Origin of the sequence: Synechococcus sp. MIT S9220 (genome assembly GCF_014304815.1) — a bacterium.
Taxonomy (GTDB): domain Bacteria; phylum Cyanobacteriota; class Cyanobacteriia; order PCC-6307; family Cyanobiaceae; genus Synechococcus_C.
On the sequence record NZ_CP047958.1, the window covers coordinates 847,861 to 874,236 of the forward strand.

The window sequence follows — 26,376 nt, forward strand, 5'->3', positions numbered from 1 at the left end:
GATGCAGTCCTCCGTCACCCGAGACCCAGCTAGCAAAGCTGGGCTTCGTGCCGGGGCTTTGCTCCAGCTTCTGATGCTGATTCTGCTGGCACTGTTCGTGCTTGTGCCCCTTCTGTGGTTGGTCAGCACGTCACTGAAGGGTCCTGCGGAGGATATTTTCACCAGCCCCCCTGCCCTGCTGCCCTCGCAACCCAGTCTTGACGCCTATGGAAGGCTGTTTCGAGACAACCCTCTTGGGCGTTATCTCTTCAACAGCACCGTGGTCAGCCTGTTGGCTGTGGTGGCCAATCTGCTGTTTTGCTCCCTGGCTGCTTATCCCCTGGCGCGCATGCGCTTCACAGGGCGTGGATTGGTGCTGGGGCTTGTTGTCGCCACCATCCTGATCCCGTTTCAGGTGGTGATGATCCCCCTTTATCTGCTGATGGTGCAGCTGGGTTTGCGCAACACCCTGATGGCCCTCGTGATTCCGCAGGCCGCAACCGCCTTCGGCTTGTACCTACTCCGTCAGAGCTTTCTCGGGGTTCCAGCTGAGCTGGAGGAAGCCGCCCGCATGGATGGCTGCGGCAAGCTCGGCGAGTGGTGGAACGTGATGATCCCAGCTGCGCGAGCTGATCTGATCACCTTGGCCATGTTTGTGTTCATCGGAACCTGGAGCGATTTCCTCTGGCCACTTGTGATCCTGGATGATCCTCAGCTGTTCACACTGCCGTTGGGTCTGCAGCAGCTGGCCAGCAGTTTTTCCCTTGATTGGAGAATTGTGGCCGCAGGATCCGTGGTTTCAATCCTTCCCGTGCTGCTGCTGTTCATCCTTTTGCAGCGCTTCATTCTCCCCAGCGCCAGCGGCGATGCCGTCAAGGGCTGATGCTTTCCTGTTGAGATCAGGGCTGTTCGGGTGGTGCTGGTTGCTCCATGTCCCGGTTGTCTGGAAGGTCGACATCCGGATTGGCTGGGAACGGTGCCTGGAGCCTGTTCCAGAGGGCCCGCTCCCGATCACCTGAAGCACGCTGCCAGCTCTCCAGATTTCTGATCTGTCTCTGCAGCGTTTGTTGTCGAGTCTGCAGAACACCAAGCTGCTGTTCAATCAGCTCGCGGTTTCCTTCTCTGTCACGCAGCTCGACACGTTCGAGTTCCTCGAGCTGCTTCACCAGATCCTGAACGGTGCGATTTTGTTGTTGCAGAGACTGCCAGAGAACAATGAACAGCACCAGCAGGAATGGAAATCCAGCTGCGGGGATGATGATCCAGAGCCGATCGCGCATTGCTCTCTGGGATGGCTCAGTTGCAGCCCTGAACGGAAATGCGGTAGCTGAATCCCGTTGAGTTGGGATCGCTGCCTGCACCGATCTTGAAGTTCACCTGGTTGACCTGTTTCCCTTGGGGAACTGTGAATGGTCCGAACTGCTTGCCTGTGCCGATTGGTGGAGTCATGGATTCCTTCACCACGCGCAGATTGCTGCCGTCAGTGAATTTCAGGAATGCTTCCACGGGATAAGTTCCGCTGGCTGTGGAGTCGGCTGTGAAGAAAAGCTTGAAGCTGCTGTAAGGAGCATTGACGGCAAAGTCAGTGTTCCAGTTGGTCCGGCCGATCAGCTTCTCTCTGCTGACCCGTTTTTTAACGATGTTGCTGCTGCCATTGCCTCCGACAGGGGGAAGGAAGTTGCAACCAGCCTGTGCCGCTGATAAGCCGGCTTCAAGGCTGATCAGGCCAACACTGAGGCCGAGCAGAGCAGTCGTGAAACGGATGGTCCTCATGGTCTTCAAAAGTCCTTCGCGATGTCTAGCAATGGTCTGGTGGAATGGGATTGTGATCACTGCACGCTGCTGTTCATGTCTCTTCAGGATCTCGATACCCTTCTCCAGCAACGCCTTGAGGAGCAGGAGCTGGCGCAGCGCCTCTCAGAGCCGGTGTCTGTTGAAACCTTGATCGAGCTCGGCCGTGAGCGCGGCCTTTCAATTACCGAAGATGATGTGATCAACGCTCAGTTAAGAGAGGATTCCGCTGCTCCCTCTGCGGAGCTGCAAAGGCGTATGGCTGATGAGTCAAGACGCCTCAGGCATTTTATCCAGGGTTGACTGAAGAGCAGATTGCGGTCTCATTTTTGTGTGCAAAATATATGCGTGCCGTTCTGAATCGCGGTGTTGAAGACACTTGAATTGGTCTAGAACAAGTCATTCAGACGACGAACTGAGTGAGTGAGGTCGCCGTATCTTGTCTCTATCTTGTTTTCAGCCACATTTAGATCATTTTCACAACGTCGGGCGTCTGACCAAACACTTCTCCAATCCAGAGTGCGTGCGTGACTGCTCCTTCGTGAGTATGAAATTCCCAAGCTGAATCCGGGCTGGAGCTGCGTTCAATTTCCTGGCTTTCGTCGTTAACCCGCAGGTAATGACCCGTGCTCGCATAGCGCAGAACATACCGCTCAAGGAGTGATGATCTCATCATGAATCTCTGCGAGTCCTGAACTCTGCCTAGCCAGCTTTGTGCAGCTGGTGACGGTGACTTCAGATTTTCGTGGGTTTTCCTTTGCGGGACTAATGGTCGGTGTCTTGATATCGGCTGCTCCGGACCCATGTCAGCGGTTCCTGCAAGGTCATCCGTAGTTGATAGCCACCGTTGCGGAACCAGTGTTCTTCAACTGGAGAGAGCTGAGAGGGCTGGAGTTGCCAGCTCTGCTGAAGGTAGGTCTCAATCAGTGTTTGCTTTGGGGGCTCGTCCCGCTGCCAGTGAACGATCGCCAGCTGCGACGAGCTGGATTGAAGGGTGACAACCCTGCCGAGAGGGCCTGCCTCCTGATCGTCTTCCACCCGTTCAACGAGGCTCTCTTGCACCACGAAAAGGCGCAAAGGGCTCTGGGTGCTCCGCCCATCCAGGCAGTATTTGTTGAGATAAAGCTGTCTTGCTCGGGCGAACAGAGGTGCAGGCGCGCGACTCAGAAGTTCTGCGTAAGCGTCAGTGAGAGCTTGACTTGGCATCGCGCAAGGAGGTCTGGGCACACACTTCGTGATGGCGCGTCGCTCGACGCCGTGGAACACTGTAGACAGATGCAAAAGTGGACAGATGCCTGAGCCCGGCTGCCCTCTTTACAGGCTCGTGGCATTGGACGGGCAGCCGCATCCGGTTTTAGATGCTCCCTATGAATCCATTGCTGCTGCGGAAGCGGCGGCCAGTCGCTGGTGTGCTGGGCAGGGGCGTTCGATGTCGGTGGTTCAGCGAGGAATCGCTTTAGAAGTGCAAACCCGTTGCGGGGAATGGCGCACCCTTGGCTACCCCAGTGCCTGCCTTTTGGAATCGTGAAGAGGAGCCACGGCGCGTTGAGAGGCTTGTCAGCACTTGCACTCTGGCCTGATCTCGATCAACCATGACTGAGGCTGGCTGATTGGCTCATGCGGGTAAGCGTTGATCTTTGTTTGGTTCCGCTTGGGGTTGGCGTGTCGCTAGGGCCTTCGATTGCTCTGTGTCAAGAGGTGATCAAGGCTTCCGGCCTTGAGCATCAGCTCGGCCCCGACGGCACGGCCATCGAAGGGGAGTGGGATGACGTCTTTGCTTGCGTAAAGGCCTGCCATGCGCGCTTGCATCAAGAGGGCGTGCAGCGGATTCATGCCACGCTTCGTGTCAATACACGGATTGATCGCGTTCAGTCGTTTCGCGACAAAGTGGGCAGTGTGAAACGCCTGATGACCTGAATTCAGGCGGAAGGGATGCCAATTCGGTCCAGCATGTCTTGAATGAGACCAGGAACTGGAGACATTGGTTTGCTGGGTCTGGGTCCGTCGGCTCGAGTGCGTGCTTTCGCTGCGCTTGCCCTCGCTCTGTTTGCTCCATTCTTCGCCGGATCGTCAAAGGCTGAGACCTGGGATCGCATCGGAAGCTACGCCGCTCTGATCCGCCGGGCAGGAACCCACACCCTTGTGGCCAAAGATTGTCCGTCCGCTCTTCTGGGTGCCTTTCATGCGCCCCGAAATGCCCTGCTGATCTGTGCCAACAACATCGAGGACGATCCAAGGCAGGTTTGGGTCGTTCTTGCCCACGAGTCGGCCCATGTGATGCAGCACTGTCATGGCGGGCCGTTGCTCGCGGATCACCAGGTCGGCAATGCCCTCGCGCGCATCGAATCTCAATCCCAAACAACCTTCCAGGAGCTGCGTCTCTATCACCAGTCGCAGCGGCGGGATGAAATCGAGGCACGGCTTGTGCAAGGGATGCCCCCCGATGAGGTGGAAGCCCTATTTCGCAGTTTCTGTGCTGACCGTCTGAGTCATCGCAAGGTTGCTCAACCGCCTGATGTTCTTGGTTCTCCTCCCTGAGCAGTGAACTGGTTCAGGTGGATCGGCCGCGGACATTACGGTGTGCAGATGTGTGGCATCTCTCCATGGGTCCGCGGCTCAACGGCTATTGGTTGATGACCTGGCTCGGCCTGGTGGCCAACCTGATCGCTCTGCCTGTGATCGGCCTGCTGGCATTTCGAGAAGGATCCTCTTCCGGCATTGCCATCACCAACATCAGCCTCGCCTTCTCACTGGCTTGGCCCGCTGCGATCGTGGGCATCGTGGCCTCAGCAGGCTTGCTGGCGCAACGACGCTGGGGTGTGATTCTGGCCATTGTGGCCCTGTCCATGAGTCTTGCCGGGGCCATTCCCTACGGCCTTGTTCGCCTGGTCCTGGGGCTTGAGCCGCAGACCATGGGGTTGGGCCCTGTCGTGCTCGGGTTGATCAATGTGCTGGCGCTGATCTATTGGTGCCGCCCTGCCCATCGACGTGGCGTCAGGCTTTGAAGCCTTGGCAGCAGCCGTTCCTCAGCTCGCGGGTTTTGCTCTCTTGCTCGAGCACCCTCAATATCTGGTGGTCGATAAGCCAGCCGGCCTGCTGAGTCAGCCCGGTCTGGGTTCTCATCAACGTGATTCCTTGATCACGAGACTCCAGCACGATTGCCCTGAGCTTCGCTTGGTGCATCGCCTCGACCGGGAGACCTCTGGACTCGTACTTGTGGCCAAAAATCAGGGCAGCCTGCGATCGCTCAGTGCTCTGTTTGCTGCCCGCAGAGTTCACAAGCTCTATCTCGCTGATGTGGTCAGGCCGTTGTTGGGACGACGGGGAAGCATTCATCTGCCCCTGGCCAGGCTGCAGCGCCAGCCGCCTGTGTATGGGCCGCATCCGCAGGGCAAGCCCTGTTGCACGCTTTGGCGCAAGTGGACGCAGTCAACCGATTGCACACGTTTGTGGTTGCGGCCTCTGACCGGCCGATCCCATCAGTTGCGGGCGCATTTGGCTGCTGTAGGGGCTCCTATCCGCGCTGATCGCATCTATACCGACTCCGACCTTCAGGGGCCGATGCATCTGCATGCTTATGCGCTGAGCTTTCAGGACCCTGATGACCAGCGACGGGTGCGTGTGCGTTCTGCACTCCCGAACTGGGCTCAGGCTGAATGGGCTCAAGCGGAGAAGCTGCGCTTTGCGGGAATGGGATAGGGAATGCGGCGATGACGCATTCTTCGCCACACACGGACGAACGAATGCATCACCAGTTCCAGTTCGGCCCGACTGAGGCTGCTCTGGCTGAGTTGTCCGTCGCTGATGCGCGCCTCAACAATCCGCTTGACCGTGTCACGAGCTTCCTGATCACTCGTGTCCGGCGGCAGTGAGCGCAATGCAGCCTCGCAGCCGTCCGCCAGCATCATGATTCCGGTCTCCTTAGAGCGCGGCGTCGGTCCGTGATAGCGGAAGCGTTTCTCGGAGATGTCGGGATTCTGCTGCCGGGCCTGATGCAGGAAATATCCCATTCGCAACGTGCCCTGATGTTCAGGAATGAAGTCCGCAATCGGGCGAGGAAGCCGATGTCGTCGTGCCAGTTTCAACCCCTCATCCACATGGGCTTGGAGCACTCCTGCACTGGCCAAAGGGTCGTTGAGCCGAGTGTGTGGGTTTTCTTCACTGGTTTGATTTTCGATGAACCAGTTGGGAGCATGAAGCTTGCCCACATCGTGATAAAGCGACCCTGTCCTGATCAGGTCGACATCGGCGCCGATCGACCGCGCACCCTCCTCGGCCAGGCCGCAGATCATCAAGGTGTGCTCAAAGGTGCCTGGGGCTTCTGAAGACAACCGCCGCAGCAACGGGCGTTCCTGATCAGCAAGTTCCATCAAGCGTGCTCTTGTCAGCAACCCGAAGGAGCTTTCCAGCAAAGGAATGACCAGGATCGCCAGCATCATTGCCAGCCCAAGCAGCAAGGCTTCCGAGGCGAGTTCCCCGGCATCGGATGGCAAGCGAATCAATGACCCCGCAAGCGGTTGGCCCTCTCGGTTCATCAACACCAGTTCGGCCAGCCATGCACCCACCGGCAGCAAGACGGCGAGTTGCAGCAACTGTGCTCTGCTGCGCAATCGACCTGCTTGCAATGCAGCGACGGTGGCTGTGGCAGCGGCAATCAGCAGGCGCCCTTCCCCCAGGCCAGTCACTGGTGTTGGCCAGAGAAGACTGGCCACAGCCATCCAGGCCAGTGCACTGGTTGTGCCAAGGCCCTGAGCCAGGAGAAGGGTGGGCGGCACGATCACCGCCAGGGGGCTCACCGAAGCACCAAACCAGAGTTTGCAGGCCTGACCCAGCAGCAACAGACCCAGAGCCAGCAGGCCATGGGGTGCCTCCAGGCAGGGACGTTCGCGGCGCATGACCAGCAGCAGAACCCCACAGCTGGCCAGTGCTTCTGTGAAACGGGTGAACCAGATCCCCAGCTTCGGCCGGCGATTCACCATTCCGAAGAAATCGAGAACGTCGTAGGCCTGTGAGCTGATCGACTCGCCCTTGCGGGTGATCAGATCGCCGCGATTGACTTCAATGGTGGGAATTCCTTGTTGGGTGATCAGCTCCTCGATCAGCCTCTGGCTTCGCAGTGGATCGGTCTGAAGGTTGCTGGCGCCCTGAAGCGTTGTGGTCAGCACCTTGCTGCCCAGACTGCGGCCCGCTGGCGTGCCTTGATTGAGGTCTTCGAGCTGCAGTTCGCTGGCCCGTTGCAGCTGTTCCAGTGCCAGGGTGTTGACAAGCCCCTGACTGAGCATCCGGTCGAGCGCTCGGCGAAGAGCCATATCCCAATCCCGACGCTCATCCTGGGTTCGTTTCTCCAGCCATTGCTGCTCGTTGAGAGACAGGTTCACAGGTCCGATGCGCTCGGCATCGATGCTGTTCGCGACCCGTTCCAATTCGCTGAGGTGTCGCTCCAGCCGCATGCGGATCTGCTCGTTTTCCTGAGGGTCCAGAACCTGCACGAAGGTGCTGGATCCCAGGCTTGAGCGCCTCTGCTCCAGGGCTTCGCTGTCCACAACCCTGGCGTCCTTGGGGGCCTCTGCATCAAAGGGAGCGGCCAGGCCTGGTCGCAGGTCGGGTTCCACCAGCCAGGGCCAGCTGGACACCAGCGCCACCAGAACACAGAGGATCAGCAGCGTGGCTTTCTGCAACCTGTTCCAGCGCAGCACCGGGCGGCGAGGTGATTCGCTCCTGAGCCAGGACCTCCAGAGACGTGCAAGGCGATGCGAACGCAAGTCAGCCGGGAGCATTCAGCACAAACGCTAGCTCTGCCGGAGCGGCATGCTGGATTCACATGCATCAGATGGCAATGGCCCTCAGGTTGGATGGCAAGGTCCTGGCCAAGACACTCGAGCTGCGGCTGCAGTCTCAGGTCCAATCTGCAAGCCAGGTTGCCGGTCGCCCGCCGGGCTTGGCTGTTTTGCGAGTGGGCGATGATCCTGCCAGTGCGGTCTACGTGGCCAACAAGGAAAAGGCCTGTGCCCGTGTCGGTGTTGAGAGCTATGGGTCTCACCTTCCAGCAGATGCCTCGCCTGATCAGGTGTTGCAGGCGATCCGTGCATTAAATGCTGATCACAGGGTGGACGGGATCCTGTTGCAGCTTCCGCTCCCGCAGGGATTGGATGAAACACCGTTGTTGGCTGCGATTGATCCTGAAAAGGATGCCGATGGTCTGCATACGCTGAATCTTGGCCGGTTACTCAAGGGCGAACAGGGTCCCCGGAGCTGTACTCCTGCCGGAGTGATGGCGATGCTGCGCAGTGCGGACATCGACCCTGCGGGCCGTCGTGCCGTGGTGGTCGGCCGCAGCATTTTGGTGGGGCAGCCCATGGCTCTGATGCTGCAGGCCGCGAACGCAACGGTGACCATTGCCCACTCACGAACGAGAGATCTTGCTGCTCTGACGCGTCAGGCAGAGATTCTCGTGGTGGCGGCCGGTCGTCCGGAAATGCTTGGAGCAGAGCATGTGAGCCCAGGCACGGTCGTGGTGGATGTTGGGATCCATCGGCGTCCTGAGGGCGGACTCTGTGGTGATGTGATGGCAGCAGAATTGGAGCCCATTGCTGCCGCGCTTTCGCCCGTGCCCGGAGGCGTTGGCCCCATGACCGTCACCATGCTTCTGGTGAACACCGTTGTGGCCTGGTGCCGTCGCCACGGGGTCGATCACGATCTGGCTGACTTGATCATCTGATGGTGCTTGCGTGCCCGCCGGCCTGACAGAATTCGCCCAGCATTGCGCTCCCCATGACCGCCACGGCGACTAGCCCTGAAGGCGTTCCGCCGTCGGGTGAGCCCCAGCAGAGTTTTGATTTCAAGGCTTATCTGAATCAGTCTCGCGAGCGCGTCGAAGCTGCTTTGGACGCCTCGATGGGGCCTGAGCGACCCGAATCTCTTAGGGAAGCGATGCGCTACTCCCTGCTGGCGGGGGGAAAGCGATTACGACCGATTTTGTGTCTTGCGGCCTGTGAGCTGGTGGGTGGAGATTCCTCAAAGGCCATGCCCACGGCGGTCGCTGTCGAAATGATTCACACCATGTCGTTGATCCATGACGACCTGCCGGCGATGGACAACGACGACCTCAGGCGAGGCCGGCCGACGAATCACAAGGTGTACGGCGATGCCATGGCGATCCTCGCTGGAGACGCGCTGCTCAGCCGCGCTTTCGAGATGGTGTCGGTGCGCAGTGCCGATGTGCCTGCCGAGAGGTTGGTGAAGGTGGTCGGAGAACTTGCCATGGTCTCCGGAGCGCCTGGTTTGGTGGGCGGACAGGTGGTTGATCTCGAATGCGAAGGCAAACAGGTCGACCTGGAGACGTTGGAATACATCCATTTGCACAAGACCGCTGCTTTGCTGAGGGCCTGCGTGGTGACCGGTGCCTTGATCGGTGGTGCCAGTGATGCTCAAGTTCAGGCCATGCGCACCTATGCCAATGGCATCGGCCTTGCGTTCCAGATTGTGGACGACATTCTTGATGTCACTGCCAGCAGTGAGGTGTTGGGCAAGACGGCGGGCAAGGACCTGCTGGCAGACAAGACCACCTATCCCAAGCTGCTCGGTCTGGAGCCTTCGAGAACACGCGCCCTCGAGTTGGTGGGAGAAGCTAAAGCTGCCCTGCAGCCCTGGAAACATAAGGCTCAACCTCTGCTGGCTTTGGCCGATTACGTGGCCAGTCGGGACCGTTAACGATGGACGACGTCGCTCTCAGTATCCCCCTGCAGATTCTTGATAATGGAGTCCTGGCCTGGGGTCTTGCAGCTTGCGGTCTGGCTCAGCTGTCGAAGTTGGTGATTGAACTCATCGTCTTTCGCCGCTGGAGGCCGGCGGTGCTGATCGAAACCGGTGGGATGCCATCGAGCCATGCAGCACTGGTGAGCGGTACGGCCGCGGCGGTGGGTTGGCAGGAGGGATTCGCATCGTCCGTTTTTGCCCTGGCCGCCACTGTGGCGTTCGTGGTGATGTATGACGCCAGTGGTGTGAGGCGTGCCGCCGGTTTCACTGCTGAACGGCTCAATGCCCTGCCGGAATCTCTCTGGCAGACACCCTTCGAGAAACCACTCAAGGAACGACTGGGGCATTCCCGAACGGAAGTGCTGGTTGGCAGCCTGCTCGGCCCGATGATTGCCTTGCTTGGCCTCAATTTTCTGGGATCGCCGCTTCAATTGACGCAACTGATCACCAACGCTCTGGGTTGACGTCATTTCCTCACGCTGAATTGAGCCTCACCGAGGATCAACACAAGGCCGCAGAGGCTTTCTCCGACTGGCTGCAACAGCAGGACGCTGGTCTTCCCTTCGTTCTCAGTGGCTTTGCCGGCAGTGGCAAGACCTTCCTGTCGATGCGCCTGCTGCGGCAAGTGGAAAGCAGCGGTCTCTGCTGGACCGTTGTGGCTCCAACTCACAAAGCTGTGGGGGTTTTACGGCAGGCACTCAACCTCGAAGGCCTTCAGCCCACTTGGTACCCCTCCACCATTCATCGCTTGTTGCGTCTGAAGCTCAAGCGACAGGGTGATCGGGAGCTGTGCGAATCCACTGAACAAACGGCCGGAGCGTTGGAGCATCTCGGACTGGTGCTGGTCGATGAGGCCTCGATGGTCGACAGCTCCCTGCTGTCCATTGCCTTGCAGTGTGCCCACCCGTTCAAAACGCGACTGGTGTTTGTGGGTGATCCGGCCCAGTTGCCACCGGTGGGTGAAAGCGAAAGCCCAGTATTTGGCATGAATCGTGCTGTTTCCGCCTGCTTGCGTGAGGTTGTTCGTCACCAGGGCCCTGTCCTGCAACTGGCAAGTTGTCTGCGCGATGGTCGCTTGCCCTGCGAAGTACCACCGCTGCTGCCTCCCGTTCGCTCGGATCTCGGTCAGGTGGGAGTGCTGAGTCGAGGGGACTGGTTGTCGCGTGCTCAGGAGGGTCTGCGCCGGGCCGCGGCCTGCGATAACCCCGATGCGGCGAGAATCCTCTGCTACACCAATCGCCGCCTGGAAGCATTGGTGCCCCATGCCCGCAGGGCCATTCATGGAGAGATGGCTGATCAGATGGCTGTGCTGCCAGGCGAGGTGTTGATCACGCGCACTGCGGTGATGGCACCGGCCTCCAGCGACGGAGGCGAGACTGGTGAGGAACCCGATCTGGTGTTGGGTTCCAACCGAGAACTTGTGGTTGAAGACGTGTCTCCAGAACGCTGCGATCTGGCGGAGTTCGGTGTCGCTGGTGAAGCGCAGCTGTCGTTGGCCGGACTCGGCGTGCCCGTGATTGAGACCCTCAATGCGAAGGTTCGCAGTGGCGAGCTTGAGCTCAAGCTGCGCCTTCAGCCTCCTTCCGGCAGTCAGGCGAGGGAGCAACTGGATGCACTGCTGAAGCGTCTGGCTCAGGAAGCCAGGAACGCCGGGAAACGTGGCGGGCGATCGCTTTGGCGTCGTTACTTCCTGGTGAGGGATGCTTTTGCATCACTTGGGCCTGCTGCAGTGCTCACGGTGCATCGAAGTCAGGGCAGCAGCTTTGGTGAGGTTTTTGTTGCTGATGATGTGTTCCCTCGCAGCCTTGAGCGTCTTGCGCCAGAGAGGCAGGTGTTCCATCAACAGCTGGCTTATGTGGCAGTCAGTCGTGCCAGGCATGGGGTGTACCTGGTGGGTGATAGCCAACGCAATGCAGCCACCTGGAGCAAGGCTTTACGCGGGATTGGCTAATCGGTCATGGCCAGCCCTTTGAAGGCTCGCGATGCGGTTTAGATCGCTGTTAGTCCGCTTACGCCCTGCCATCCCAGGTAGATCCCCAGCCCCAGGCTGACCCCACCAACCACAAGACTTCCCCGGGCAAACAGCAGCTCTTTCCCTTTCTCGAGAAGTGGAACGACCTTGTCGCGGCCGATCACAACGGCAACCAAAGGAGTGAGCAGAAACAGGCTGGCTCCGATTGTGAAAGCAATCAGACCGACTGCTTCCTGCCAGGTGGGCAACTGCGCAGACAGAACCACTCCAGCTGACTTGGCGAACAGAACGATGTCGTCGGGGCTAATGATTTCGCCGACGGAACCCAGCAACAACAGCAGCGGCAGCGGCATTGCCAGGAAACGGTCGATGCCTTTGGTCCAGACCGGCGGCTCCGAACCTTCGGTGAAGGATTTGATCAGTTCCCGTCCGCCGATGGCGACTAGCGCTCCGCCTGCCAGCAGATCCAGGCCCGTGCGGTGATGGGAGCCATGACTCATATCCAGCACAAGGGAATGGCCGACAGTGACCAGAAGCGTGGCGGCAAGAAGTGTGGTGATCACCCAGCTTGCGACGAACCATCCGCCTCGTTTGATGGGATTCGGGCCCAGCAGCAGCAGCAAGAGAACGGCGATATGAATCGGCGAGAGCCCAATGCCGGTGCCATAGGCCAGCAGTTCCGCCCAGAGGGTTGTGTCGCTCATCAGAACCGGCCGTCAGCGGGCGCATTCCAGCGCACGATCGCATGATTTCCATGCTCGACACCGAGCAGACAGAGACTTCCGGTGCTCAACATCAGCAGCTTGCCGCCCACGGCTCCCAGGCCAAGCCAGGTCCCGGCCAAGGCCCGCAGAAGATGTCCATGGGCAAAGAGTGCAACGTCTCCATCTCCGGGCGAGTCCATGGCCAGCCGTATCGCGGTTTCACAGCGTTCTTGCACGGCTTCAGCGTCTTCGCCATTCGGACAGCCATGGGTGAAGACATTCCAATCCGGCACCTTGCGCTGAATGTCAGAGGTGGTGATTCCTTCGTAATCTCCGTAATTCCATTCCAGCAACTCCTTCATCACGGTCATGCTTGCGCCCATCCCTGCCAGTTCGCAGGTGCGCCGAGCACGTTGAAGAGGTGAGCTGAAGACAGCCGCGAAATGCTGTTGGCTTAAGACAGGAGACAGTTGCCGGGCTTCCTCTTCTCCCTCTGGCAGTAGAGGGATGTCGGTGTTGCCTGTGTGACGTCCGGTGCGAGCCCACTCGGTGGCTCCATGGCGAAGCAGCCAGAGCTGGCGTTGATTGGTCATGGCCCGAAACAGCCGTCTCTGCTGAGATTGTGACCATCAGGAGTTGATTTGGCTTCGCAAACAACCTCTTGCCAACACGTTTTCAGTGACGGATTTCGAACCAGTCGGCACCGGTGATCGGCATCTGGCAGGGCCGAACAAGACGAACTCTTGCTTCGCTGGGACCCTGTTCACACCAAAGCCTCAGCTCGTTGAGGGGGAGCTGATCACCTTCGGCTTGCACTTCCACTCGACCGTCATCCAGGTTGCGGACCCAGCCGCTGAGGCCCAGTTCAAGAGCCCGTCGCCGACAGGCCTGCCGAAAACCAACACCTTGAACGGTTCCTTCCACCAGAAAACGCCAACGTTCCTGAAGAGTGGCCGATCTCTGCCGGGTGTGGCGGGTCACAAAGCGGCGACGTTCCGCTTCGCTGCGAAGCCGAGCGCGGCGCGCCATCTGCAGGGGATCGTCGAGGATCCGACCCAGTGGAGGTGAACCCAGCTTGCGTGGAGATTGGGCAGGTTCCATCCCTCAGCTCTTCGCTCAACTTTCCAACCTTCAACCTGCCACAGAGGCCCAAAGCTGCCAACGCTTTCATCCGATTCACGGCACAGTTGCCAGCGATGGAATTCATGGCCTCTAAGCCTTTCACCCTGACGCAACAGAAGGCTGTCGGTTCGAGCCTCCAGCTGTCGGTAGCCCACCTGCAGCCGTCCTCGTTTGGCTTCAAACGGCAGGAGACCAGCCATCGCATGCAGTGTTCCGTACGGATCGGCCAGGCCTCGACCTAGCAGCAGCATCCCTCCGCATTCGGCGTAGATCGGCTTGTCGCGAATCCATGCGTGCAGGGCTGAGAAGGTTGTTTTGCATGCACTCAGCTCGTCTGCATGCAACTCTGGAAATCCCCCGGGCAGGATGAGGCCGGTCGCTTCTGCTGGTGGAGCCGTATCGCTTAAGGGACTCCAGGGCAGCACTGGCATCCCCAAAAGCTCCAGGCACTCCTGCATCTCGGGGTAGCGGAAGTGGAAAGCCTCATCTTGGGCGACGGCCACGGGCAATGATTGTTGCTGTGACGTCTCCAGCTCTGGAGACAGGACATGCCGAATCGGGTCGGGGCCAGGCCTTGGTGCTTTCAGGAGAGGCCCCAACACGTCCATGTTGAGGTGCTGCTCCGCCAGAGCTGCCCAGCGCCCCAGTCGCTGTTGTAGTGAGCTCAGCTCATGGGCGGGAGCAAGACCGAGATGTCGGTTTGGAAGCTCCAGGTCAGGATCCCCGGGCAGGCAGCCCAGGCAGTGCACACCGATGTCCGTGAGCACCTCCTCAAGTAGCTCCCGATGCCTGGGACTGCTCACTCGATTCAGCACAACGCCAGCAAGATTGAGGCGTGGATCAAGATCTCTAAAACCTCGAACCAGTGCGCCGAGAGATCGGGCCTGACCTCCAGCATCCACCACCAGCACCACCGGAAGGCCCAGGCTCACAGCCACATCGGCAGTACTCCCCTCGGAGCTGGATCCAATGCCATCGAACAGGCCCATCACGCCTTCAACCAGGGCCATGTCACAACGCCCGCCATAACCGTTGAAGCTGAGCTCAACCCACTCCTCGCCGCATAGAGGCAGGTCAAGGTTTCGGCAGGGTTGGTTCGCCGCTAACGAGAGCAGTTGCGGATCGAGATAGTCGGGGCCGACCTTGAAGGGCTGAATGCTGTGCCCAAGTTGGCGGGCCCAGGCAATCAGGCAGAGGCTGAGCAGGGTTTTTCCGCTGCCGCTGGCCGGAGCAGCGATCACGCAGGCCATGGTGTGAGCGGAGATGGTTAGAGCGGAGCGACAGGAGAGCTCCCGCTCAGCGGGGGATTAGCTGATTAGCTTGGCAGCCAGCGGGGCCGCAGCAGCCAGCAAAGGGTTGGTGGAGTCATGGCCACCTTCCAGTTGGCGAGACACATCCGCCTCGACTGGGGAATGCTGCACTGGAACGACCTCTTCAATCAACTCCATGCTGGCCATTCCACCAGCTTCGAGTCGCATGCAGCCCCCGGACTCAGCGCAGAGAATCACGCAGATCGCAGGCTGATTGTCTGGTTTGCAGATCAGGCGCAGTCCCACAATCTGACCAGGATGAATGCTGGGTTGCCCCATCGGCACTGGCGACACGCGCATCTGAACATCAGCTCCATCAGTGCGCTTGAAGTTGGCACTGATGCTCTGGTCAGGGTTGCGCTGGGTGTGCTGCAGCTCCCAGCCAAGCCGGTCGGCGATCCAGGATCCGAGCAGCAGACCCTGAACTGGATGGTCGCCCTCGACATCGATGTCGAGCTGAACCACATGGCCAAGGGCATCGCGGCGATGCGGTGGATCGAAGACCATGGCGAGGGTCTGATGCCAGCTGCCAAGGCGCAGCCAATTCAGATCGTTGACTGCCTGCCCCGCATCGATTCTGGAGGCCAACAGGTTGAGGCAGAAGCCAGGCTCGCCCAGGGCGGAATCGAGAATCAGACGGCGCGGTGAGCTAGCAAGTTGTTGCAGGAGCTCAGGGGCTTCATCAAGGGCTCCGTTCCACCACACCCAGGCGGGCAGCTCCTCTGGCAACAGAGGATCGAGGATCGCCAGACCCTCCTGAAGGGCAGGCTTGCCTCCACGCAACACCACCACATCCCCGCAGGCAACAGTTCCACCGCCTTCTTCTGGAAGCGGACAGTAGGCAGCCACAAGTGTTTCAAGCGGCTGTTCGGAATCAAGGCTGGGCGCCAGGGTGATCAGTCGCCGCGGGCGCAGATTGCTGAGAGCGGCATCAACATGCTGGCCTCTCAGATCCTCACTGGTATGCCCCCCGTCCATCTGGCCGAGACACGTCGCCACTGCTTCGGTGAGCGGTGGTGTGCTGATGGGCAGATCGCCATCCACGACAGACTGACGTCCTGCTGCAATCAGCTGCGATCTCTGCACGCCAGTGATCGGGCCATCCAGGCGGCCGGTGCGCACCAGCTGTTGCTCAACCCAGGCCGGTTGCCAGATGAGCAGGCAGAACGTGTGGGCACCGACGTTGTTGGGCTGATCCCTTGACCAGAGCTGTTCGAGATAGCCGGGGACCTCAGAGGGCGGCAGTTCGAGAGGGGTTTGAAGTGTGAGCTGGGGGGACATGGTGCAGCCGGTTGATTGGGACAGGTGTGGTCAGTCGGATCTGGTCATGGACGTCGCCAGAGCAAGCCATCACGGGCAAGGAGGGCATCGGATGCAGCAGGTCCCCAGGTTCTTGATTCATAGGGGTGAATCGGCAGCTGCCAGGGGCTGTCTTCAATCAGCTCCAGAAGAGGGGTGTAGAGACGCCAGGCTGCTTCCACCTCATCACTGCGGGTGAACAGCGTGGGATCGCCGAGCATGGCGTCGGCTAGCAGGCGCACATAGCCCTCATCGGATGGCTCTCCGAATGATTCGTCGTAGGAAAATTCCATTTCCACAGGTCGGCTGCGCATGCCGGAACCTGGAGACTTCACTTCAAAACGGAATTCAGCACCTTCATCCGGCTGAATTCTCAACACCAATTGATTGGCGGTTGGCCCTCCTCCAGCGGCATCAAAGAGATGCACCGGTGCCTCCCTGAAGGTGAGCACCACCTCGCTGAGGCGCTTCGGCAGTCGTTTACCTGTGCGCACATAGAAGGGCACGCCCTGCCAACGCCAGTTGTCGATGAACAGTTTCATCGCCACATAGGTTTCTGTGGTGCTGTTGGCATCGACGCCATGCTCCTGGCGATAGCCGGGCAGAGGTGAGTCCTGGGTGCCACCGGGGCCGTACTGACCGCGGATGCAGCAGTTCCAGGGTTCGTTTTCGTCCGCCAGCCGTGCCGCCTGCAAAACTTTCGCTTTTTCACTGCGGATCGCTTCCGGGTCAAAGCGTCCAGGCGTTTCCATGGCTGTAATCGCCAGCATCTGGGTCAGGTGGTTCTGCACCATGTCCCTGAGTGCACCTGATGTTTCGTAATAGCCGGCTCGCTCCTCTACACCGACCGTTTCTGCGGCTGTGATCTGAACACTTGAGATGTAGTTCCTGTTCCAGATCGGCTCGAAAATTGTGTTGGCAAACCTCAGAACCATGATGTTCTGAACGGTCTCTTTGCCCAGATAGTGGTCAATGCGGAAGATCTGATTTTCCTGCCCACAGCTCTGAACTACCCGATTGAGGTTCTGGGCGCTTCCGTAATCCCTGCCAAAGGGCTTTTCGATCACCACACGACTGCGTTGCGGATCCTTCAGCAGGCCGGCGTCGGCGAGAGAGCGGCAGCCACTGCCATAAAACTTGGGTGAAACCGATAGATAAAACGTACGGTTGCTGCGGGTTGCTCGCGTCCTGTCGATCTCGTCCAGTCGGTGCCCGAGCTTGACCAGATCCTCGGGCTGCTGAAGATCCACCGGTTCGTAAAACATTCCTGCCGAAAACTGCTCCCAGGCAGCACGGTTCTCATTCACCGAGGTCTCCATGGCTTCCGCCATTTTTTGGCGGAATTCCTCATCACTCCATGGGCGCCGAGCACATCCCAGCAATGCAAATTCACTGGGCAGGCGTCGCTGTCGAAACAACTCGAACAGGGCCGGCACCAATTTGCGATGCGTGAGGTCACCACTTGCGCCGAAGATCACCAGGCATTGGGGAGCGATCACGCGCTCCTGACGCAGGCCGACCCTCAGCGGGTTTGTCATCGTTGCGCTCATGACACCGGAAGCTCTGACGCAGGTTTAACCAGGAATCCCCGCGCTGACAGTGCTCCGGAACATCCCGCGACGTTTTGTCGTCGTCTCGGGACAACCCAAACAAAAAAAAGCCCACCATGCGGCGGGCTTTTGTCTTGAATCTGACTGAGAAAACTCAGTACGTCTCAACGTGCCAGCGGTCTGCCTTCTTCAGCTGAGGACGTAACTCTGACCAGTCCAGTCCCTTGGACGATGCAGCCGCTGTCATGGCTTCATCGATGCCGGGTTCCATTCCACGCAGTCCGCACATGTAGACGTGAGTCTTGGAATCTTCGATCATTGAGAAGATTTCATCGGCATGCTCAAGGACGCGGTCCTGGATGTACATGCGACCGCCTTTGGTGTTTTTCTGCTCACGACTAATCGCTTTCGTGTAGCGGAAGTTGTCAGGATATTCAGCCTGATACTTCTCGAAATCGTCGTCGTAAAGGAGGTTTGGAGTTTTGGGAGCACCCATGAACAGCCATGCCTTTCCACGGAACTTCCAACCGTTTTTGTCGCGTTCGCTGGCTTCAAACATGCGGCGCAGATAGGTGCGCATTGGGGCGATGCCTGTGCCGGTGGCAAACATGATCACATTGGCTTCTTCATCCTCAGGAAGCAGCATCTCTTTGCCAACTGGGCCTGTGATCTTGACTTTGTCTCCAGGGTTGATGTCGCAGAGATAAGTGGAGCAGACACCTTTGATCTCTTCTCCTGCCTCGTTCTGATATTCGAGCTGCCGCACGCAGAGTGAGACGGTCTTGCCAGCCATGTCGTCTCCATGGCGCGTGCTGGCAATCGAGTAAAGACGCAGCTTGTGTGGCTTTCCTTTGGCGTCGGTCCCTTCAGGAATGATGCCGATCGATTGACCTTCGACGTACTCGAGAAGTGGATCACCACCACTGAGGTCGAAGGTGATGTGCTGGACCCGTCCGATAGCCCCATCCTGCAGAAGGCTGTAGTTGTCCAGAACGGTTCCCACGAATGGGGTTTTCGGCTTGTAGAGATTGACGGGAACCGACTGGTGAGCAGGCTTTGCAGGAGCCTTGGAAGCGTCCACTTTGGTTACTGGCTTGGTAGAAGCTTTGGCTGCAGCTGCTTTGGATGCAGGCTTTGCGGAAGCCTGTTTGGCAGAACCCTTTGAGGCGGAAGCCTTCGAGGAAGAAGCCTTCGAGGAAGAAGCCTTCGCAGCAACAGCCTTAGCGGTTGTAGCTTTTGTAGCCTGCTCACCAGCCTGGATTGGCTCATTGTTTGGAATCACAGACTGAATCCGGCCACCTCTGGCATTGATCGTCTGAACAGTGGTTTGCAGGCGGTCGTAGGAAACGGTGATGCGTTCTTCCGATCGAACGTGTTTGCCGGCCTGCAGCCAGACAACGACCAGCGTGAACATCCGTTCGTTGTAGCTGCTGGTAACGGCCGAGCTGACACGCATGGATTCTCGGTTCCCTTGAAAGACCGCGCGATCATAGTCGTGTCATCAACGTCGGCCTTAAGTCGACCCGACCTTCACAGCAGATTGCGGTCTGGTCTTCAGCCTGACTTTCCTTAGGATTCCCTTGTTACGTTCTTCAGGTTGAACTTCGCCGACTCCTTGACGACTCTTCAGCGAGCAACTAGAGGCCGTCAACAGACGATTGAGCAGACCATTGAGCGTCTGCCGCAAGGGGTTCGTCGGCTGGCTGTTCAGCTGCGAACGGATCAAACAGTGGATCACCTTTGGCAGGTGCTCACTGACTATGAAGGTCTCAGCAATTTCATCCCCAATCTCAGCAGCAGCAAGCTGATTGAGCGTTCCGGGAGTCGAGTCACTCTCGCCCAGGTTGGCAGTCAGCAACTGGTTTTAGGCCTGAAATTTTCGGCTGAAGTCCAGCTGGAACTGACGGAACATCGTCCCGAAGGATTGCTTCAATTCAAAATGCTGAAAGGTGATTTTCGGCGTTTCGAAGGTGCCTGGCGTTTGCAGGCTGTTCCTGATCAAACACTGGTTCTTTACGAACTCACCGTTCAGGGCTGCCTGGGCATGCCCGTTGCACTGATCGAACAGCGTCTGCGACAAGACCTCAATGACAATCTCCTCGCGGTTGAGCAAGAAACGATTCGCCGATTCACTGAGGCCTGATCGTTTCTCTTGAGTAGAGCTTTTGAGGTTCTTAAATGAGCTCCTCAGTCAATGATCAATTGTCATAAAAAAACATCCATGAACTGGATGTGATGCTGCATGAAGCAAATCAATCAATACCCCCAAGGGGATTCGAACCCCTGTCGCCTCCGTGAAAGGGAGGTGTCCTAGGCCTCTAGACGATGGGGGCGAGGCCGTGCTCTCAGGTGTTCTCCCGAGCACCAAATGAAATTACGGTTCCGACTGACCCTCCGTCAAGGCAGCGGTCAACTTCTCTTGTCCTTGTCCTTGCCAGACAGGGACATTGAAGGTGAAACAGGCTCCTTTTCCTGGTTCTGAGACAACTCCAATGCGTCCGCCATGCACCTCAACGATTCGTCGGCAGACGGAAAGTCCAACTCCAAATCCCGATGTTCCTCCGGAGGTTTGAGGCAGCCGCACACGGTCCAAAAAAATGCGTTGCTGTTCTGCTTCGGGGATGCCAGGACCGCTGTCGCTGATACTCACCTGCACCCACTGACTGGTGCGATGCACCATGGCCAGTGCAATCGTGCCGCCGTCCTGGGTGTATTTGAGTGCGTTCTCCAGAAGATTGAGCAGCACCTGACGCATGCGCCGCTGATCAGCGAAGACGAGTGGCAGATCGGCCGGAATGTCGGTGTTGATGGTCACGTCCCGGCCGAGCCAAAGCTTCTCCAGTTCAAGGATGGCTTCTGCAGCGATGCTGGCCAGGTCAAGTCTCTGGGGGTTGAAGAGAGCTTCCCAGCGTGTGCTCCCCACCTCCAACAGATCCTTGGACAGCAAGGCGATTTCATCGAGGCGACGTTTCAAGACGTCGCGGAATCGGTTGAGATCAATCTGACCAAGCTGCTGGCTCTGAAGTGCCAGTGTTGCGGCTGTTAGGGGCGTGCGAAGTTCGTGGGCCACCATCCTCAGAAGACGCTCCTGAGATTGAAGGCGGTCAATCAGAGTTTCATTTTCCTGCCGTAGCACCAACAGCTGATCCTCGAGTTGAAGCTCGCGCTGGGTGCGGCTTCCGTCGAGTTCCGTGGGCTTCAGGCTCAGGCCAAGTCCGCTCACGACTTCATCCTGTTGCCAACGAGGTACCCAGCCTCGAAGCTGCTGAAAAATGCTGCTACCCGCAAAAACCTGCTTTGGCATGGGCTGAAGCTTCACCAATGCAGGCGTCACCACCAAGCGGTGGAGTTCCAGCAACTCTGGGTGCTCCACAGGATCAGCCACCTGGAGTGTCACGTCAAAACCGCAGTCCTCCTGTTCCAGGAACTGGATCAGCGAACGCAGATCACCGCTGGAGAGATGGTGACGACCTGCGACCAGGAGCAGAGTCAGCTGCTGACGTGGTGTGGGATCAATCCCGCCCACCAGGTGTTGCTCCAAAAGATGAGCCTTACCTTATGGGTTTTTGCAAAGGTCAGCAGAACCGCTAAGACGATTTTGAACAGACTGTTGTCAGTCAGGACTTTTCATGGCCCTTCTTCCTGTTGAACGCCGTGGTGCTCCACCTCCGGATGGTGAGTCCCCGGCTTCGCAGCGGGTTTACCTCGACAGCAATCTCAGGCGTTGGTTTGCGCGAAATCTCGGCCTTTGGCGTTCACGACGTCAATACGTTTTTAAGAATGAGGAAGTTCTTTTCCTGGACATGATGATCCGGGTGGAGATTTTTGCGGAATCACGTGTTGGCAAGCCCCACTACCGCATGAGCTGGTGGCCTGAACATGAAACAGATTTCTTCGATCGCAAACCCCGTTACCAGCGTGAAGGCGTCATGGAAGCAACGCTGATGGGTCATCAGTTGCTACGCAGTCGTGCCTATCTCGAAGAAGTCGAGTCACGAACGCAGATTCGTCAGGTGGATGAACATGAAGTGGTCTTCGAATCGCATTACCTGGACTGGGATGTGCAGGAATACACACGATTGATCGATCAGGATCGTTTCCGATCACGTGCGATCTACAGCTGGCAGAAAGGTGATCTGGAAATCGTGGAACATCACCACGAAACCCGTCTTGAAGATGCTTCCGCTCCGATTGACACTCAGTGAGTTGAGTTTTCTTCGCTGTCTACGTCGGTCCCAAGCAGAGCGTTTGTCGGGATCAGTACTGTTGTCTCGTTATCAAAGTCCTCGTAAGCCCTGACTGGCTTGATGGTCTGCCAGTGGTTTGAGCTGAGTGCCGACCAACGTCATGACAAGAATGCTGGATCTGGTCTCAACCCGGATGCACCCCTTTGTCCGGACACCGAGCAGTTCCGCTGTTGGTCAGGGATGGATCTTGTCGCAACCACTTCCTAGCCATTTTTCGCTGATATGAGGCAGCATGGGCCCGCTCCCTTAAGTCTGTCAGTGCGTATCCCCCGTCCCAGTCTTCCGAAGGCGTTCCGAACTGGTCTGCTTCTCGCAGCGCTTCCTCTCAATACTTCCATTGCATTCGCTCAAGGGGCAGCTGGAGCGACAACCCCGGCCACGGGGATTGAAATCGAGCGGATGGTTTCAATCGCTTCAATCAATATGTGCATTTTGTCGAAAAGCAAGGTTCCATTCTTGACTGCAATGCAGGCCAACATGGTTCCAATGGTCAGTTACATCAAGGAAGTCAACGGTTCCAAGATTAAGGGTGTCAAGAAAGGGCAGGCGTTGACTCCTGAGGAGGTCGCCAATGGTCTGGCGATGCAATTGTTGCCAGTCGTTGGCATCCGTTGTGGCAAGGACTTGCCAAAGGATTACAAGAAAGAGGTGACAAAGGCCGAGGATCTATTGAAGTCTCAGTCAGGAAACTGACATTTGATTGCCCAGGCCTGGCCCAGCAATTGTTGGTGTAGGTCTGGCCTCTTGATTGAGTTAATTGGGTCTCGAACGTTAGTTTCATTATGCGATTTGTTGCGTTTGACAATCAAATTAATTGAGAAATGTTGATTAATTTTTTGATCTCAGTTTGAAGCTTTTCTTTTGTGATTCCCAAGGCATCGACGTTCCAGTCATTGAAACGGTCGGCGTACTTTCAACCGTGAAGGACCGTTTTTCGCGAAGCGGGGGCTTGAATCCGCGTTTTTTGTTGATTGGTGAGGTTTTCCCTCTCGCCACCTGTTGATCCAGGGAGCCAGGATCAAAGCAGAGTGAGCTGTTCATGGTTCCCACCGCATCCTCTGAGTCGGCCATCAGCTGGGCGGGAGTTGCTCCGCCCAAGCGTTTGTCTGACTATCGGCCTTTCCCATTTGCCATCCCCAGAATTGAGCTGAATGTGGTGGTGCATCAGCCTGATTCAGTTTTGGTCACGGCTGATCTGCACCTTGAGCCCTCCGATTCGAAGGCAACCACTCCGCTGATCTTGCATGGAGTTGATCTAGAGCTGATTTCAATCTCGCTCGATGGGCATCCCCTGGAGTCGAGCAGCTATCGCTTGAATGATGAGCAGCTGGAAATCCCTTCACCTCCAACTCAGCCCTTCACGTTGACGACTGTCAGTCGTCTTGATCCTCAGGCCAATACCTCACTGGAAGGCTTGTACGAAAGTGGCGGAATGCTCACAACGCAATGTGAGGCAGAAGGGTTCCGACGCATCACCTTCCATCCAGATCGTCCTGATGTTTTGAGCCGCTACCGGGTTCGGATTGAGGCGGATCGCGCACGCTTTCCCGTGCTGCTCTCCAACGGAAACGAAATCAGTGCTTCGGCTCTCCCAGACGATGCTTCTCGGCACGAGGTGGTCTGGGAAGATCCCTTCCCCAAGCCCTCTTATCTGTTTGCTCTCGTTGCTGGTGACTTGCGTGAAATCAGGGATCATTACGCCACGGCTTCCGGGCGGGACGTCACGTTGCGTCTGCATGTGGAAGCCGGTGATGAGCCCTTCACCGCCCATGCCATGGCGTCGTTGAAGCGTTCCATGGCATGGGATGAGTCCGTTTATGGACTCGAGTACGACCTTGATGAGTTCAATACCGTCGCGGTGCGCCACTTCAATATGGGCGCAATGGAGAACAAAAGTCTGAATATTTTCAATTCCAAGCTGGTTCTTGCTGATGCAGAATCCGCAACAGATGGGGAACTAGAGCGGATTGAAAGTGTTGTTGGGCATGAGTATTTTCACAACTGGTCTGGTAATCGAATTACCTGTCGTGATTGGTTTCAGTTGTCGCTGAAAGAAGGTCTCACGGTGTTTCGAGATCAGTGCTTCACCGCCGACCTTCATTCCGAACCCTTGAAGAGGATTGAAGATGCAGCGATGCTACGCAACACGCAGTTTCGAGAGGATGCAGGCCCAACAGCCCATCCGGTGAAGCCGGACTCTTACCAAGCTATTGATAATTTCTACACAACCACGATTTATGAAAAAGGGGCGGAGCTGATTCGCATGTTGCGGACTTTGCTTGGGCCTGAGCGTTTCATGCGAGGCATGAGCTTGTATTTCAAGCGGCATGACGGAGAAGCCGCCACAACAGAGGATTTTGTGAACGCGATTGTGGATGGCGCGGGAGCAGATGGTCAGCCTCTCGGATTTGATGTCGAGCAATTTCGGCTCTGGTACCACCAGGCGGGAACGCCTCATGTCACGGTGAAATCTCACTGGGATGGCGAAGCCGGACGTCTGAGCCTGACGCTGCAGCAATCCACGGCTCCAACGCCAGGTCAGGAACGGAAGCAACCACTGGTGATTCCTGTCCTTTGGTCTGTCCTGCAGGCCAATGAAGGTGCCGGAGAAGAACGGCTGTTTGTGCTTGATCAGGAGACACAGACCGTTGTCCTGGAGGGTTTGTCTCCTGCTGCACAGCCCCCGGTTGTCTCGTTATTCCGTCGTTTTTCAGCTCCGGTGACCTGGGCAACCGGCCAGGCCCTCGACGATCTGTTTGCGCTGTTTGCTGGGGATAACGACGCCTTTGCCCGCTGGGATGCTGGCCAGCAGCTGTGGAAGCGGCTGATTCTTCCCCGTGCAGCAGGAACTCCTGAGTCAGAACTGGAGTCACGGATGCTGGATGCCATTGGCCAGCTCCTCGCTGTTGACGGCGAACAAGACCCTGCCGTGCTGGCCACTCTCCTGGCTTTTCCTGGTCCTGCCGAACTTGAGACACTGCAAAAGGAATCCGACCCTCCTGCTCTGGAGAGAGCCACTTGTGAACTGAGAGAGCTGCTCGGATCCCAGCTGGCACCGTTGCTGAGGTCCAGGCTCAATGGCGTTGCGTCAAGCCTGGATCAAGCCTGGCCTGCGGGTCAGGGCGAGCGCCAGCTCACGGGTTTGATCTGGAGCTGGTTGGCTGCTGCCGGCGATTCAGGGGCGCGCTCTGATGCTGCTCAGGCGGTGGAAGGCCCCTCGATGACGATGGCGCGTGCCGGTCTGCGGGCCTTGCAGCCGATTGACTGTGATGAGCGCGATCAGGCTCTGCGATCGTTTCACGATCGCTGGCAGGAGCGTCCGGTGATTTTCGACACCTGGTTTTCGCTGGAAGCTTCAACACCGCGCGCAGATGCTCTTGAGAGGGTTGCGGCTTTGTTGGATCACCCCCGTTATGACCCGATGGCCCCGAATTCAGTACGTGCTGTGCTGGGTGGGCTTGTGGGTAATCCACGTGTCTTCCATGCCCTTGATGGCAGTGGATATCAGTTCATGGCCGAACAGATCATCGCCGTGGATCAGCGCAATGCCATCACAGCATCGCGGCTCGCCAAGGTGTTTAGCCGTTGGCGCACTTACGGCAGTGAACGTCAGGCTGCCGTGAAGCGGGCCTTGTCAACACTTGCTTCGGCAGATCTCTCCACAAACACCCGTGAAGTGGTGACTTTGATGGAAGCCTGACGCATTCTCTTTCGATTCGGCCGAGGGTGATGGGCTGTGCAACGTTCAGAAGGTTTGAACGTTTGGGTGGTGTTTTGTGCCGCTCATCACCACTGCGTTACGCCCTGTGAAACTGAATTGACTCGGGAATGATGCTCTTTAAGTTGCAGAGATCTGGGAAGGAGGAATGAGCAGCGAAGTTCTGGAGGATCTCCTGAAAAAAGATATCTATGAAGACACCTGGGAATGGTGGAAAGCTCAGCTCTATTTTTTACGGGAAGACAAAGACTTTCACGAGGCGGAAGCCGTCTTTAAAGAGTTCAGTATGTATAGAAGTAGGTCTTGCAGACTTGATGCTTAGTTTAAATCAGAGTGTTTGTTTGTTGGTGAGCAGTCTTGTTGGTTGATGATCTTTAATTCAGTAGAGACTTGATATCACTCTCGAACGTGAGGATGCTGTGACTTTGACCTTCTTGCCCAGGTAGCAGTGCAATCGCGCTGATGGCCTTGGGGAACGCCGCTTGACTTCTGGCGACAAATGATGAGAGATCATCGGCGGACCAAAGGCCTTTAATTCCGGATCGACGTTCTTCAATCAGTCGTTCGTAAGCCTCATTAAATCGTTTGGCGCGTTCCTCGTCGCCATCGAGCATCTCGGCGAAGGCCACTTCGGGACTCTTCTCCGTGGCGATCCGAAGCCATTCTTTGACCTCTGGATGATCGATAGCGGCTGATGTTGGCACCAGGTTGCCAATGCTCCCTACTCCGATCACCACCGCTTTGATCTCATCCGTACGACCATCGAGAACGACGCAAGGACAGGAGAAATCCCAAGCCTTCACAGCGCTGACTTTGATGGCTGCTTCCACGAACGTCTGCCGGCACTCAGACACCAAGACGTCCAGACGGGCTCGATTTGATGACATGTGCGCTCTTGGTTTGCCCCCAGTCGGACAAGGCTCTCCAAG

General features: G+C 57.5%; 28 protein-coding genes and 1 tRNA gene. 15 read left to right on the forward strand and 14 right to left on the reverse strand.

Annotated elements, in window-relative coordinates; genetic code table 11:
* The first annotated feature begins 1 nt into the window (after position 1).
* Positions 2-862, forward strand: coding sequence for a carbohydrate ABC transporter permease (locus tag SynMITS9220_RS04435; protein ID WP_186991869.1), 861 nt, complete (start codon positions 2-4; stop codon positions 860-862).
* 16 nt (positions 863-878) lie between these two features.
* Here the strand turns inward: SynMITS9220_RS04435 and SynMITS9220_RS04440 are convergent, their stop codons facing one another.
* Together SynMITS9220_RS04440 and SynMITS9220_RS04445 are read right to left on the reverse strand one after the other, a co-directional pair.
* Positions 879-1,259 (reverse strand): signal protein, encoded by a 381-nt coding sequence (locus tag SynMITS9220_RS04440; protein ID WP_186991023.1) that lies wholly within the window; start codon positions 1,257-1,259, stop codon positions 879-881.
* Positions 1,260-1,275: 16 nt separating this feature from the next.
* Complete coding sequence (locus tag SynMITS9220_RS04445; RefSeq protein ID WP_186991025.1) at positions 1,276-1,752, reverse strand: hypothetical protein; 477 nt, start codon at positions 1,750-1,752, stop codon at positions 1,276-1,278.
* A 21-nt stretch (positions 1,753-1,773) separates the two neighbouring features.
* Here SynMITS9220_RS04445 and SynMITS9220_RS04450 point away from each other — a divergent pair, with 21 nt between their 5' ends.
* Positions 1,774-2,073 carry a Nif11-like leader peptide family natural product precursor gene (locus SynMITS9220_RS04450; RefSeq protein ID WP_369818473.1) on the forward strand — a complete coding sequence of 100 codons (300 nt, stop codon included), beginning with the start codon at positions 1,774-1,776 and terminating at the stop codon, positions 2,071-2,073.
* A gap of 462 nt (positions 2,074-2,535) precedes the next feature.
* On the opposite strand, the gene SynMITS9220_RS04455 is transcribed toward SynMITS9220_RS04450, so the two are convergent.
* Positions 2,536-2,976 carry a hypothetical protein gene (locus tag SynMITS9220_RS04455; protein WP_186991027.1) on the reverse strand — a complete coding sequence of 147 codons (441 nt, stop codon included), beginning with the start codon at positions 2,974-2,976 and terminating at the stop codon, positions 2,536-2,538.
* Between the two features lie 85 nt (positions 2,977-3,061).
* On the opposite strand from SynMITS9220_RS04455, the gene SynMITS9220_RS04460 reads away from it, so the two are divergent.
* The 5 genes from SynMITS9220_RS04460 to SynMITS9220_RS04480 all read left to right on the forward strand — a co-directional run bounded on the left by SynMITS9220_RS04460 (position 3,062) and on the right by SynMITS9220_RS04480 (position 5,469).
* The gene (locus SynMITS9220_RS04460; RefSeq protein WP_115125452.1) at positions 3,062-3,298 is read left to right on the forward strand and encodes a hypothetical protein; all 237 of its coding nucleotides are present in this window, start codon (positions 3,062-3,064) and stop codon (positions 3,296-3,298) included.
* Between the two features lie 89 nt (positions 3,299-3,387).
* Positions 3,388-3,687 (forward strand): MTH1187 family thiamine-binding protein, encoded by a 300-nt coding sequence (locus SynMITS9220_RS04465; protein WP_186991029.1) that lies wholly within the window; start codon positions 3,388-3,390, stop codon positions 3,685-3,687.
* Positions 3,688-3,729: 42 nt separating this feature from the next.
* Positions 3,730-4,308 carry a hypothetical protein gene (locus SynMITS9220_RS04470; protein WP_255483219.1) on the forward strand — a complete coding sequence of 193 codons (579 nt, stop codon included), beginning with the start codon at positions 3,730-3,732 and terminating at the stop codon, positions 4,306-4,308.
* 65 nt (positions 4,309-4,373) lie between these two features.
* Positions 4,374-4,775, forward strand: coding sequence for a hypothetical protein (locus tag SynMITS9220_RS04475; protein ID WP_067097773.1), 402 nt, complete (start codon positions 4,374-4,376; stop codon positions 4,773-4,775).
* On the forward strand, positions 4,759-5,469 hold the full coding sequence (locus tag SynMITS9220_RS04480; protein WP_370594369.1) for an RluA family pseudouridine synthase: 711 nt from the start codon (positions 4,759-4,761) through the stop codon (positions 5,467-5,469). The genes SynMITS9220_RS04475 and SynMITS9220_RS04480 overlap by 17 nt, the downstream gene beginning before the upstream one ends.
* Here the strand turns inward: SynMITS9220_RS04480 and SynMITS9220_RS04485 are convergent.
* Positions 5,433-7,547, reverse strand: coding sequence for an HDIG domain-containing metalloprotein (locus SynMITS9220_RS04485; RefSeq protein ID WP_186991031.1), 2,115 nt, complete (start codon positions 7,545-7,547; stop codon positions 5,433-5,435). The genes SynMITS9220_RS04480 and SynMITS9220_RS04485 overlap by 37 nt on opposite strands.
* Before the next feature lie 59 nt (positions 7,548-7,606).
* On the opposite strand from SynMITS9220_RS04485, the gene folD reads away from it, so the two are divergent.
* From folD to SynMITS9220_RS04505, 4 genes are read left to right on the forward strand one after another with little or no spacing between them, the layout of a single operon-like run.
* Positions 7,607-8,488 (forward strand): bifunctional methylenetetrahydrofolate dehydrogenase/methenyltetrahydrofolate cyclohydrolase FolD, encoded by an 882-nt coding sequence (folD, locus tag SynMITS9220_RS04490; RefSeq protein WP_186991875.1) that lies wholly within the window; start codon positions 7,607-7,609, stop codon positions 8,486-8,488.
* Positions 8,489-8,541: 53 nt separating this feature from the next.
* Positions 8,542-9,480 carry a geranylgeranyl diphosphate synthase CrtE gene (crtE, locus tag SynMITS9220_RS04495; protein WP_186991033.1) on the forward strand — a complete coding sequence of 313 codons (939 nt, stop codon included), beginning with the start codon at positions 8,542-8,544 and terminating at the stop codon, positions 9,478-9,480.
* Between the two features lie 2 nt (positions 9,481-9,482).
* On the forward strand, positions 9,483-9,989 hold the full coding sequence (locus SynMITS9220_RS04500; RefSeq protein WP_186991035.1) for a divergent PAP2 family protein: 507 nt from the start codon (positions 9,483-9,485) through the stop codon (positions 9,987-9,989).
* Entirely contained in the window at positions 9,986-11,476 is a 1,491-nt protein-coding gene (locus tag SynMITS9220_RS04505; protein WP_186991037.1) for an ATP-dependent RecD-like DNA helicase, read from the forward strand. The genes SynMITS9220_RS04500 and SynMITS9220_RS04505 overlap by 4 nt, the downstream gene beginning before the upstream one ends.
* A gap of 38 nt (positions 11,477-11,514) precedes the next feature.
* On the opposite strand, the gene SynMITS9220_RS04510 is transcribed toward SynMITS9220_RS04505, so the two are convergent.
* From SynMITS9220_RS04510 to SynMITS9220_RS04540, 7 genes are all read right to left on the reverse strand, one after another.
* On the reverse strand, positions 11,515-12,201 hold the full coding sequence (locus tag SynMITS9220_RS04510; RefSeq protein WP_186991038.1) for a GAP family protein: 687 nt from the start codon (positions 12,199-12,201) through the stop codon (positions 11,515-11,517).
* A complete protein-coding gene (locus SynMITS9220_RS04515) occupies positions 12,201-12,794 on the reverse strand; it encodes a histidine phosphatase family protein (RefSeq protein WP_186991045.1) in 594 nt (197 codons plus the stop codon). Before SynMITS9220_RS04515 ends, SynMITS9220_RS04510 begins: the two co-directional genes overlap by 1 nt.
* A gap of 82 nt (positions 12,795-12,876) precedes the next feature.
* On the reverse strand, positions 12,877-13,230 hold the full coding sequence (locus tag SynMITS9220_RS04520) for an acylphosphatase (RefSeq protein WP_067097798.1): 354 nt from the start codon (positions 13,228-13,230) through the stop codon (positions 12,877-12,879).
* Positions 13,179-14,573 (reverse strand): cobyrinate a,c-diamide synthase, encoded by a 1,395-nt coding sequence (locus SynMITS9220_RS04525; RefSeq protein ID WP_186991046.1) that lies wholly within the window; start codon positions 14,571-14,573, stop codon positions 13,179-13,181. The genes SynMITS9220_RS04520 and SynMITS9220_RS04525 overlap by 52 nt, the downstream gene beginning before the upstream one ends.
* Before the next feature lie 57 nt (positions 14,574-14,630).
* Entirely contained in the window at positions 14,631-15,914 is a 1,284-nt protein-coding gene (locus SynMITS9220_RS04530) for a glucose-6-phosphate dehydrogenase assembly protein OpcA (protein WP_186991048.1), read from the reverse strand.
* Positions 15,915-15,958: 44 nt separating this feature from the next.
* Positions 15,959-17,482, reverse strand: a complete 1,524-nt coding sequence (zwf, locus tag SynMITS9220_RS04535; RefSeq protein ID WP_186991050.1) for a glucose-6-phosphate dehydrogenase — start codon at positions 17,480-17,482, stop codon at positions 15,959-15,961.
* Between the two features lie 154 nt (positions 17,483-17,636).
* Entirely contained in the window at positions 17,637-18,938 is a 1,302-nt protein-coding gene (locus tag SynMITS9220_RS04540) for an FAD-binding oxidoreductase (protein ID WP_186991052.1), read from the reverse strand.
* A gap of 159 nt (positions 18,939-19,097) precedes the next feature.
* On the opposite strand from SynMITS9220_RS04540, the gene SynMITS9220_RS04545 reads away from it, so the two are divergent.
* Positions 19,098-19,625 (forward strand): SRPBCC family protein, encoded by a 528-nt coding sequence (locus tag SynMITS9220_RS04545; protein WP_115125463.1) that lies wholly within the window; start codon positions 19,098-19,100, stop codon positions 19,623-19,625.
* A gap of 117 nt (positions 19,626-19,742) precedes the next feature.
* Here SynMITS9220_RS04545 and SynMITS9220_RS04550 read toward each other — a convergent pair.
* A tRNA-Glu gene (locus SynMITS9220_RS04550) sits at positions 19,743-19,815 on the reverse strand.
* Between the two features lie 41 nt (positions 19,816-19,856).
* Positions 19,857-21,008 carry a histidine kinase gene (locus SynMITS9220_RS04555; protein ID WP_067097911.1) on the reverse strand — a complete coding sequence of 384 codons (1,152 nt, stop codon included), beginning with the start codon at positions 21,006-21,008 and terminating at the stop codon, positions 19,857-19,859.
* 103 nt (positions 21,009-21,111) lie between these two features.
* Between SynMITS9220_RS04555 and SynMITS9220_RS04560 the strand changes: the two genes are divergently transcribed.
* From SynMITS9220_RS04560 to pepN, 3 genes are all read left to right on the forward strand, one after another.
* Positions 21,112-21,687, forward strand: a complete 576-nt coding sequence (locus tag SynMITS9220_RS04560) for a hypothetical protein (RefSeq protein WP_186991055.1) — start codon at positions 21,112-21,114, stop codon at positions 21,685-21,687.
* Between the two features lie 300 nt (positions 21,688-21,987).
* A complete protein-coding gene (locus SynMITS9220_RS04565) occupies positions 21,988-22,422 on the forward strand; it encodes a hypothetical protein (protein WP_186991057.1) in 435 nt (144 codons plus the stop codon).
* 346 nt (positions 22,423-22,768) lie between these two features.
* A complete protein-coding gene (pepN, locus tag SynMITS9220_RS04570) occupies positions 22,769-25,429 on the forward strand; it encodes an aminopeptidase N (protein WP_186991059.1) in 2,661 nt (886 codons plus the stop codon).
* A 392-nt stretch (positions 25,430-25,821) separates the two neighbouring features.
* On the opposite strand, the gene SynMITS9220_RS04575 is transcribed toward pepN, so the two are convergent.
* Complete coding sequence (locus SynMITS9220_RS04575; RefSeq protein WP_186991061.1) at positions 25,822-26,334, reverse strand: hypothetical protein; 513 nt, start codon at positions 26,332-26,334, stop codon at positions 25,822-25,824.
* Between the last annotated feature and the right edge of the window lie 42 nt (positions 26,335-26,376).

What these genes read in the sequence shown, in the direction of transcription:
- SynMITS9220_RS04435 (WP_186991869.1), top strand. Translation starts at nt 2, where the DNA reads ATGCAGTCCTCCGTCACCCGAGACCCAGCTAGCAAAGCTGGGCTTCGT.
- SynMITS9220_RS04440 (WP_186991023.1), bottom strand. Translation starts at nt 1,259, where the DNA reads ATGCGCGATCGGCTCTGGATCATCATCCCCGCAGCTGGATTTCCATTC.
- SynMITS9220_RS04445 (WP_186991025.1), bottom strand. Translation starts at nt 1,752, where the DNA reads ATGAGGACCATCCGTTTCACGACTGCTCTGCTCGGCCTCAGTGTTGGC.
- SynMITS9220_RS04450 (WP_369818473.1), top strand. Translation starts at nt 1,774, where the DNA reads ATGTCTAGCAATGGTCTGGTGGAATGGGATTGTGATCACTGCACGCTG.
- SynMITS9220_RS04455 (WP_186991027.1), bottom strand. Translation starts at nt 2,976, where the DNA reads ATGCCAAGTCAAGCTCTCACTGACGCTTACGCAGAACTTCTGAGTCGC.
- SynMITS9220_RS04460 (WP_115125452.1), top strand. Translation starts at nt 3,062, where the DNA reads ATGCCTGAGCCCGGCTGCCCTCTTTACAGGCTCGTGGCATTGGACGGG.
- SynMITS9220_RS04465 (WP_186991029.1), top strand. Translation starts at nt 3,388, where the DNA reads ATGCGGGTAAGCGTTGATCTTTGTTTGGTTCCGCTTGGGGTTGGCGTG.
- SynMITS9220_RS04470 (WP_255483219.1), top strand. Translation starts at nt 3,730, where the DNA reads ATGAGACCAGGAACTGGAGACATTGGTTTGCTGGGTCTGGGTCCGTCG.
- SynMITS9220_RS04475 (WP_067097773.1), top strand. Translation starts at nt 4,374, where the DNA reads ATGGGTCCGCGGCTCAACGGCTATTGGTTGATGACCTGGCTCGGCCTG.
- SynMITS9220_RS04485 (WP_186991031.1), bottom strand. Translation starts at nt 7,547, where the DNA reads ATGCTCCCGGCTGACTTGCGTTCGCATCGCCTTGCACGTCTCTGGAGG.
- folD (WP_186991875.1), top strand. Translation starts at nt 7,607, where the DNA reads ATGGCCCTCAGGTTGGATGGCAAGGTCCTGGCCAAGACACTCGAGCTG.
- crtE (WP_186991033.1), top strand. Translation starts at nt 8,542, where the DNA reads ATGACCGCCACGGCGACTAGCCCTGAAGGCGTTCCGCCGTCGGGTGAG.
- SynMITS9220_RS04500 (WP_186991035.1), top strand. Translation starts at nt 9,483, where the DNA reads ATGGACGACGTCGCTCTCAGTATCCCCCTGCAGATTCTTGATAATGGA.
- SynMITS9220_RS04510 (WP_186991038.1), bottom strand. Translation starts at nt 12,201, where the DNA reads ATGAGCGACACAACCCTCTGGGCGGAACTGCTGGCCTATGGCACCGGC.
- SynMITS9220_RS04515 (WP_186991045.1), bottom strand. Translation starts at nt 12,794, where the DNA reads ATGACCAATCAACGCCAGCTCTGGCTGCTTCGCCATGGAGCCACCGAG.
- SynMITS9220_RS04520 (WP_067097798.1), bottom strand. Translation starts at nt 13,230, where the DNA reads ATGGCGCGCCGCGCTCGGCTTCGCAGCGAAGCGGAACGTCGCCGCTTT.
- SynMITS9220_RS04525 (WP_186991046.1), bottom strand. Translation starts at nt 14,573, where the DNA reads ATGGCCTGCGTGATCGCTGCTCCGGCCAGCGGCAGCGGAAAAACCCTG.
- SynMITS9220_RS04530 (WP_186991048.1), bottom strand. Translation starts at nt 15,914, where the DNA reads ATGTCCCCCCAGCTCACACTTCAAACCCCTCTCGAACTGCCGCCCTCT.
- zwf (WP_186991050.1), bottom strand. Translation starts at nt 17,482, where the DNA reads ATGAGCGCAACGATGACAAACCCGCTGAGGGTCGGCCTGCGTCAGGAG.
- SynMITS9220_RS04540 (WP_186991052.1), bottom strand. Translation starts at nt 18,938, where the DNA reads ATGCGTGTCAGCTCGGCCGTTACCAGCAGCTACAACGAACGGATGTTC.
- SynMITS9220_RS04560 (WP_186991055.1), top strand. Translation starts at nt 21,112, where the DNA reads ATGGCCCTTCTTCCTGTTGAACGCCGTGGTGCTCCACCTCCGGATGGT.
- pepN (WP_186991059.1), top strand. Translation starts at nt 22,769, where the DNA reads ATGGTTCCCACCGCATCCTCTGAGTCGGCCATCAGCTGGGCGGGAGTT.
- SynMITS9220_RS04575 (WP_186991061.1), bottom strand. Translation starts at nt 26,334, where the DNA reads ATGTCATCAAATCGAGCCCGTCTGGACGTCTTGGTGTCTGAGTGCCGG.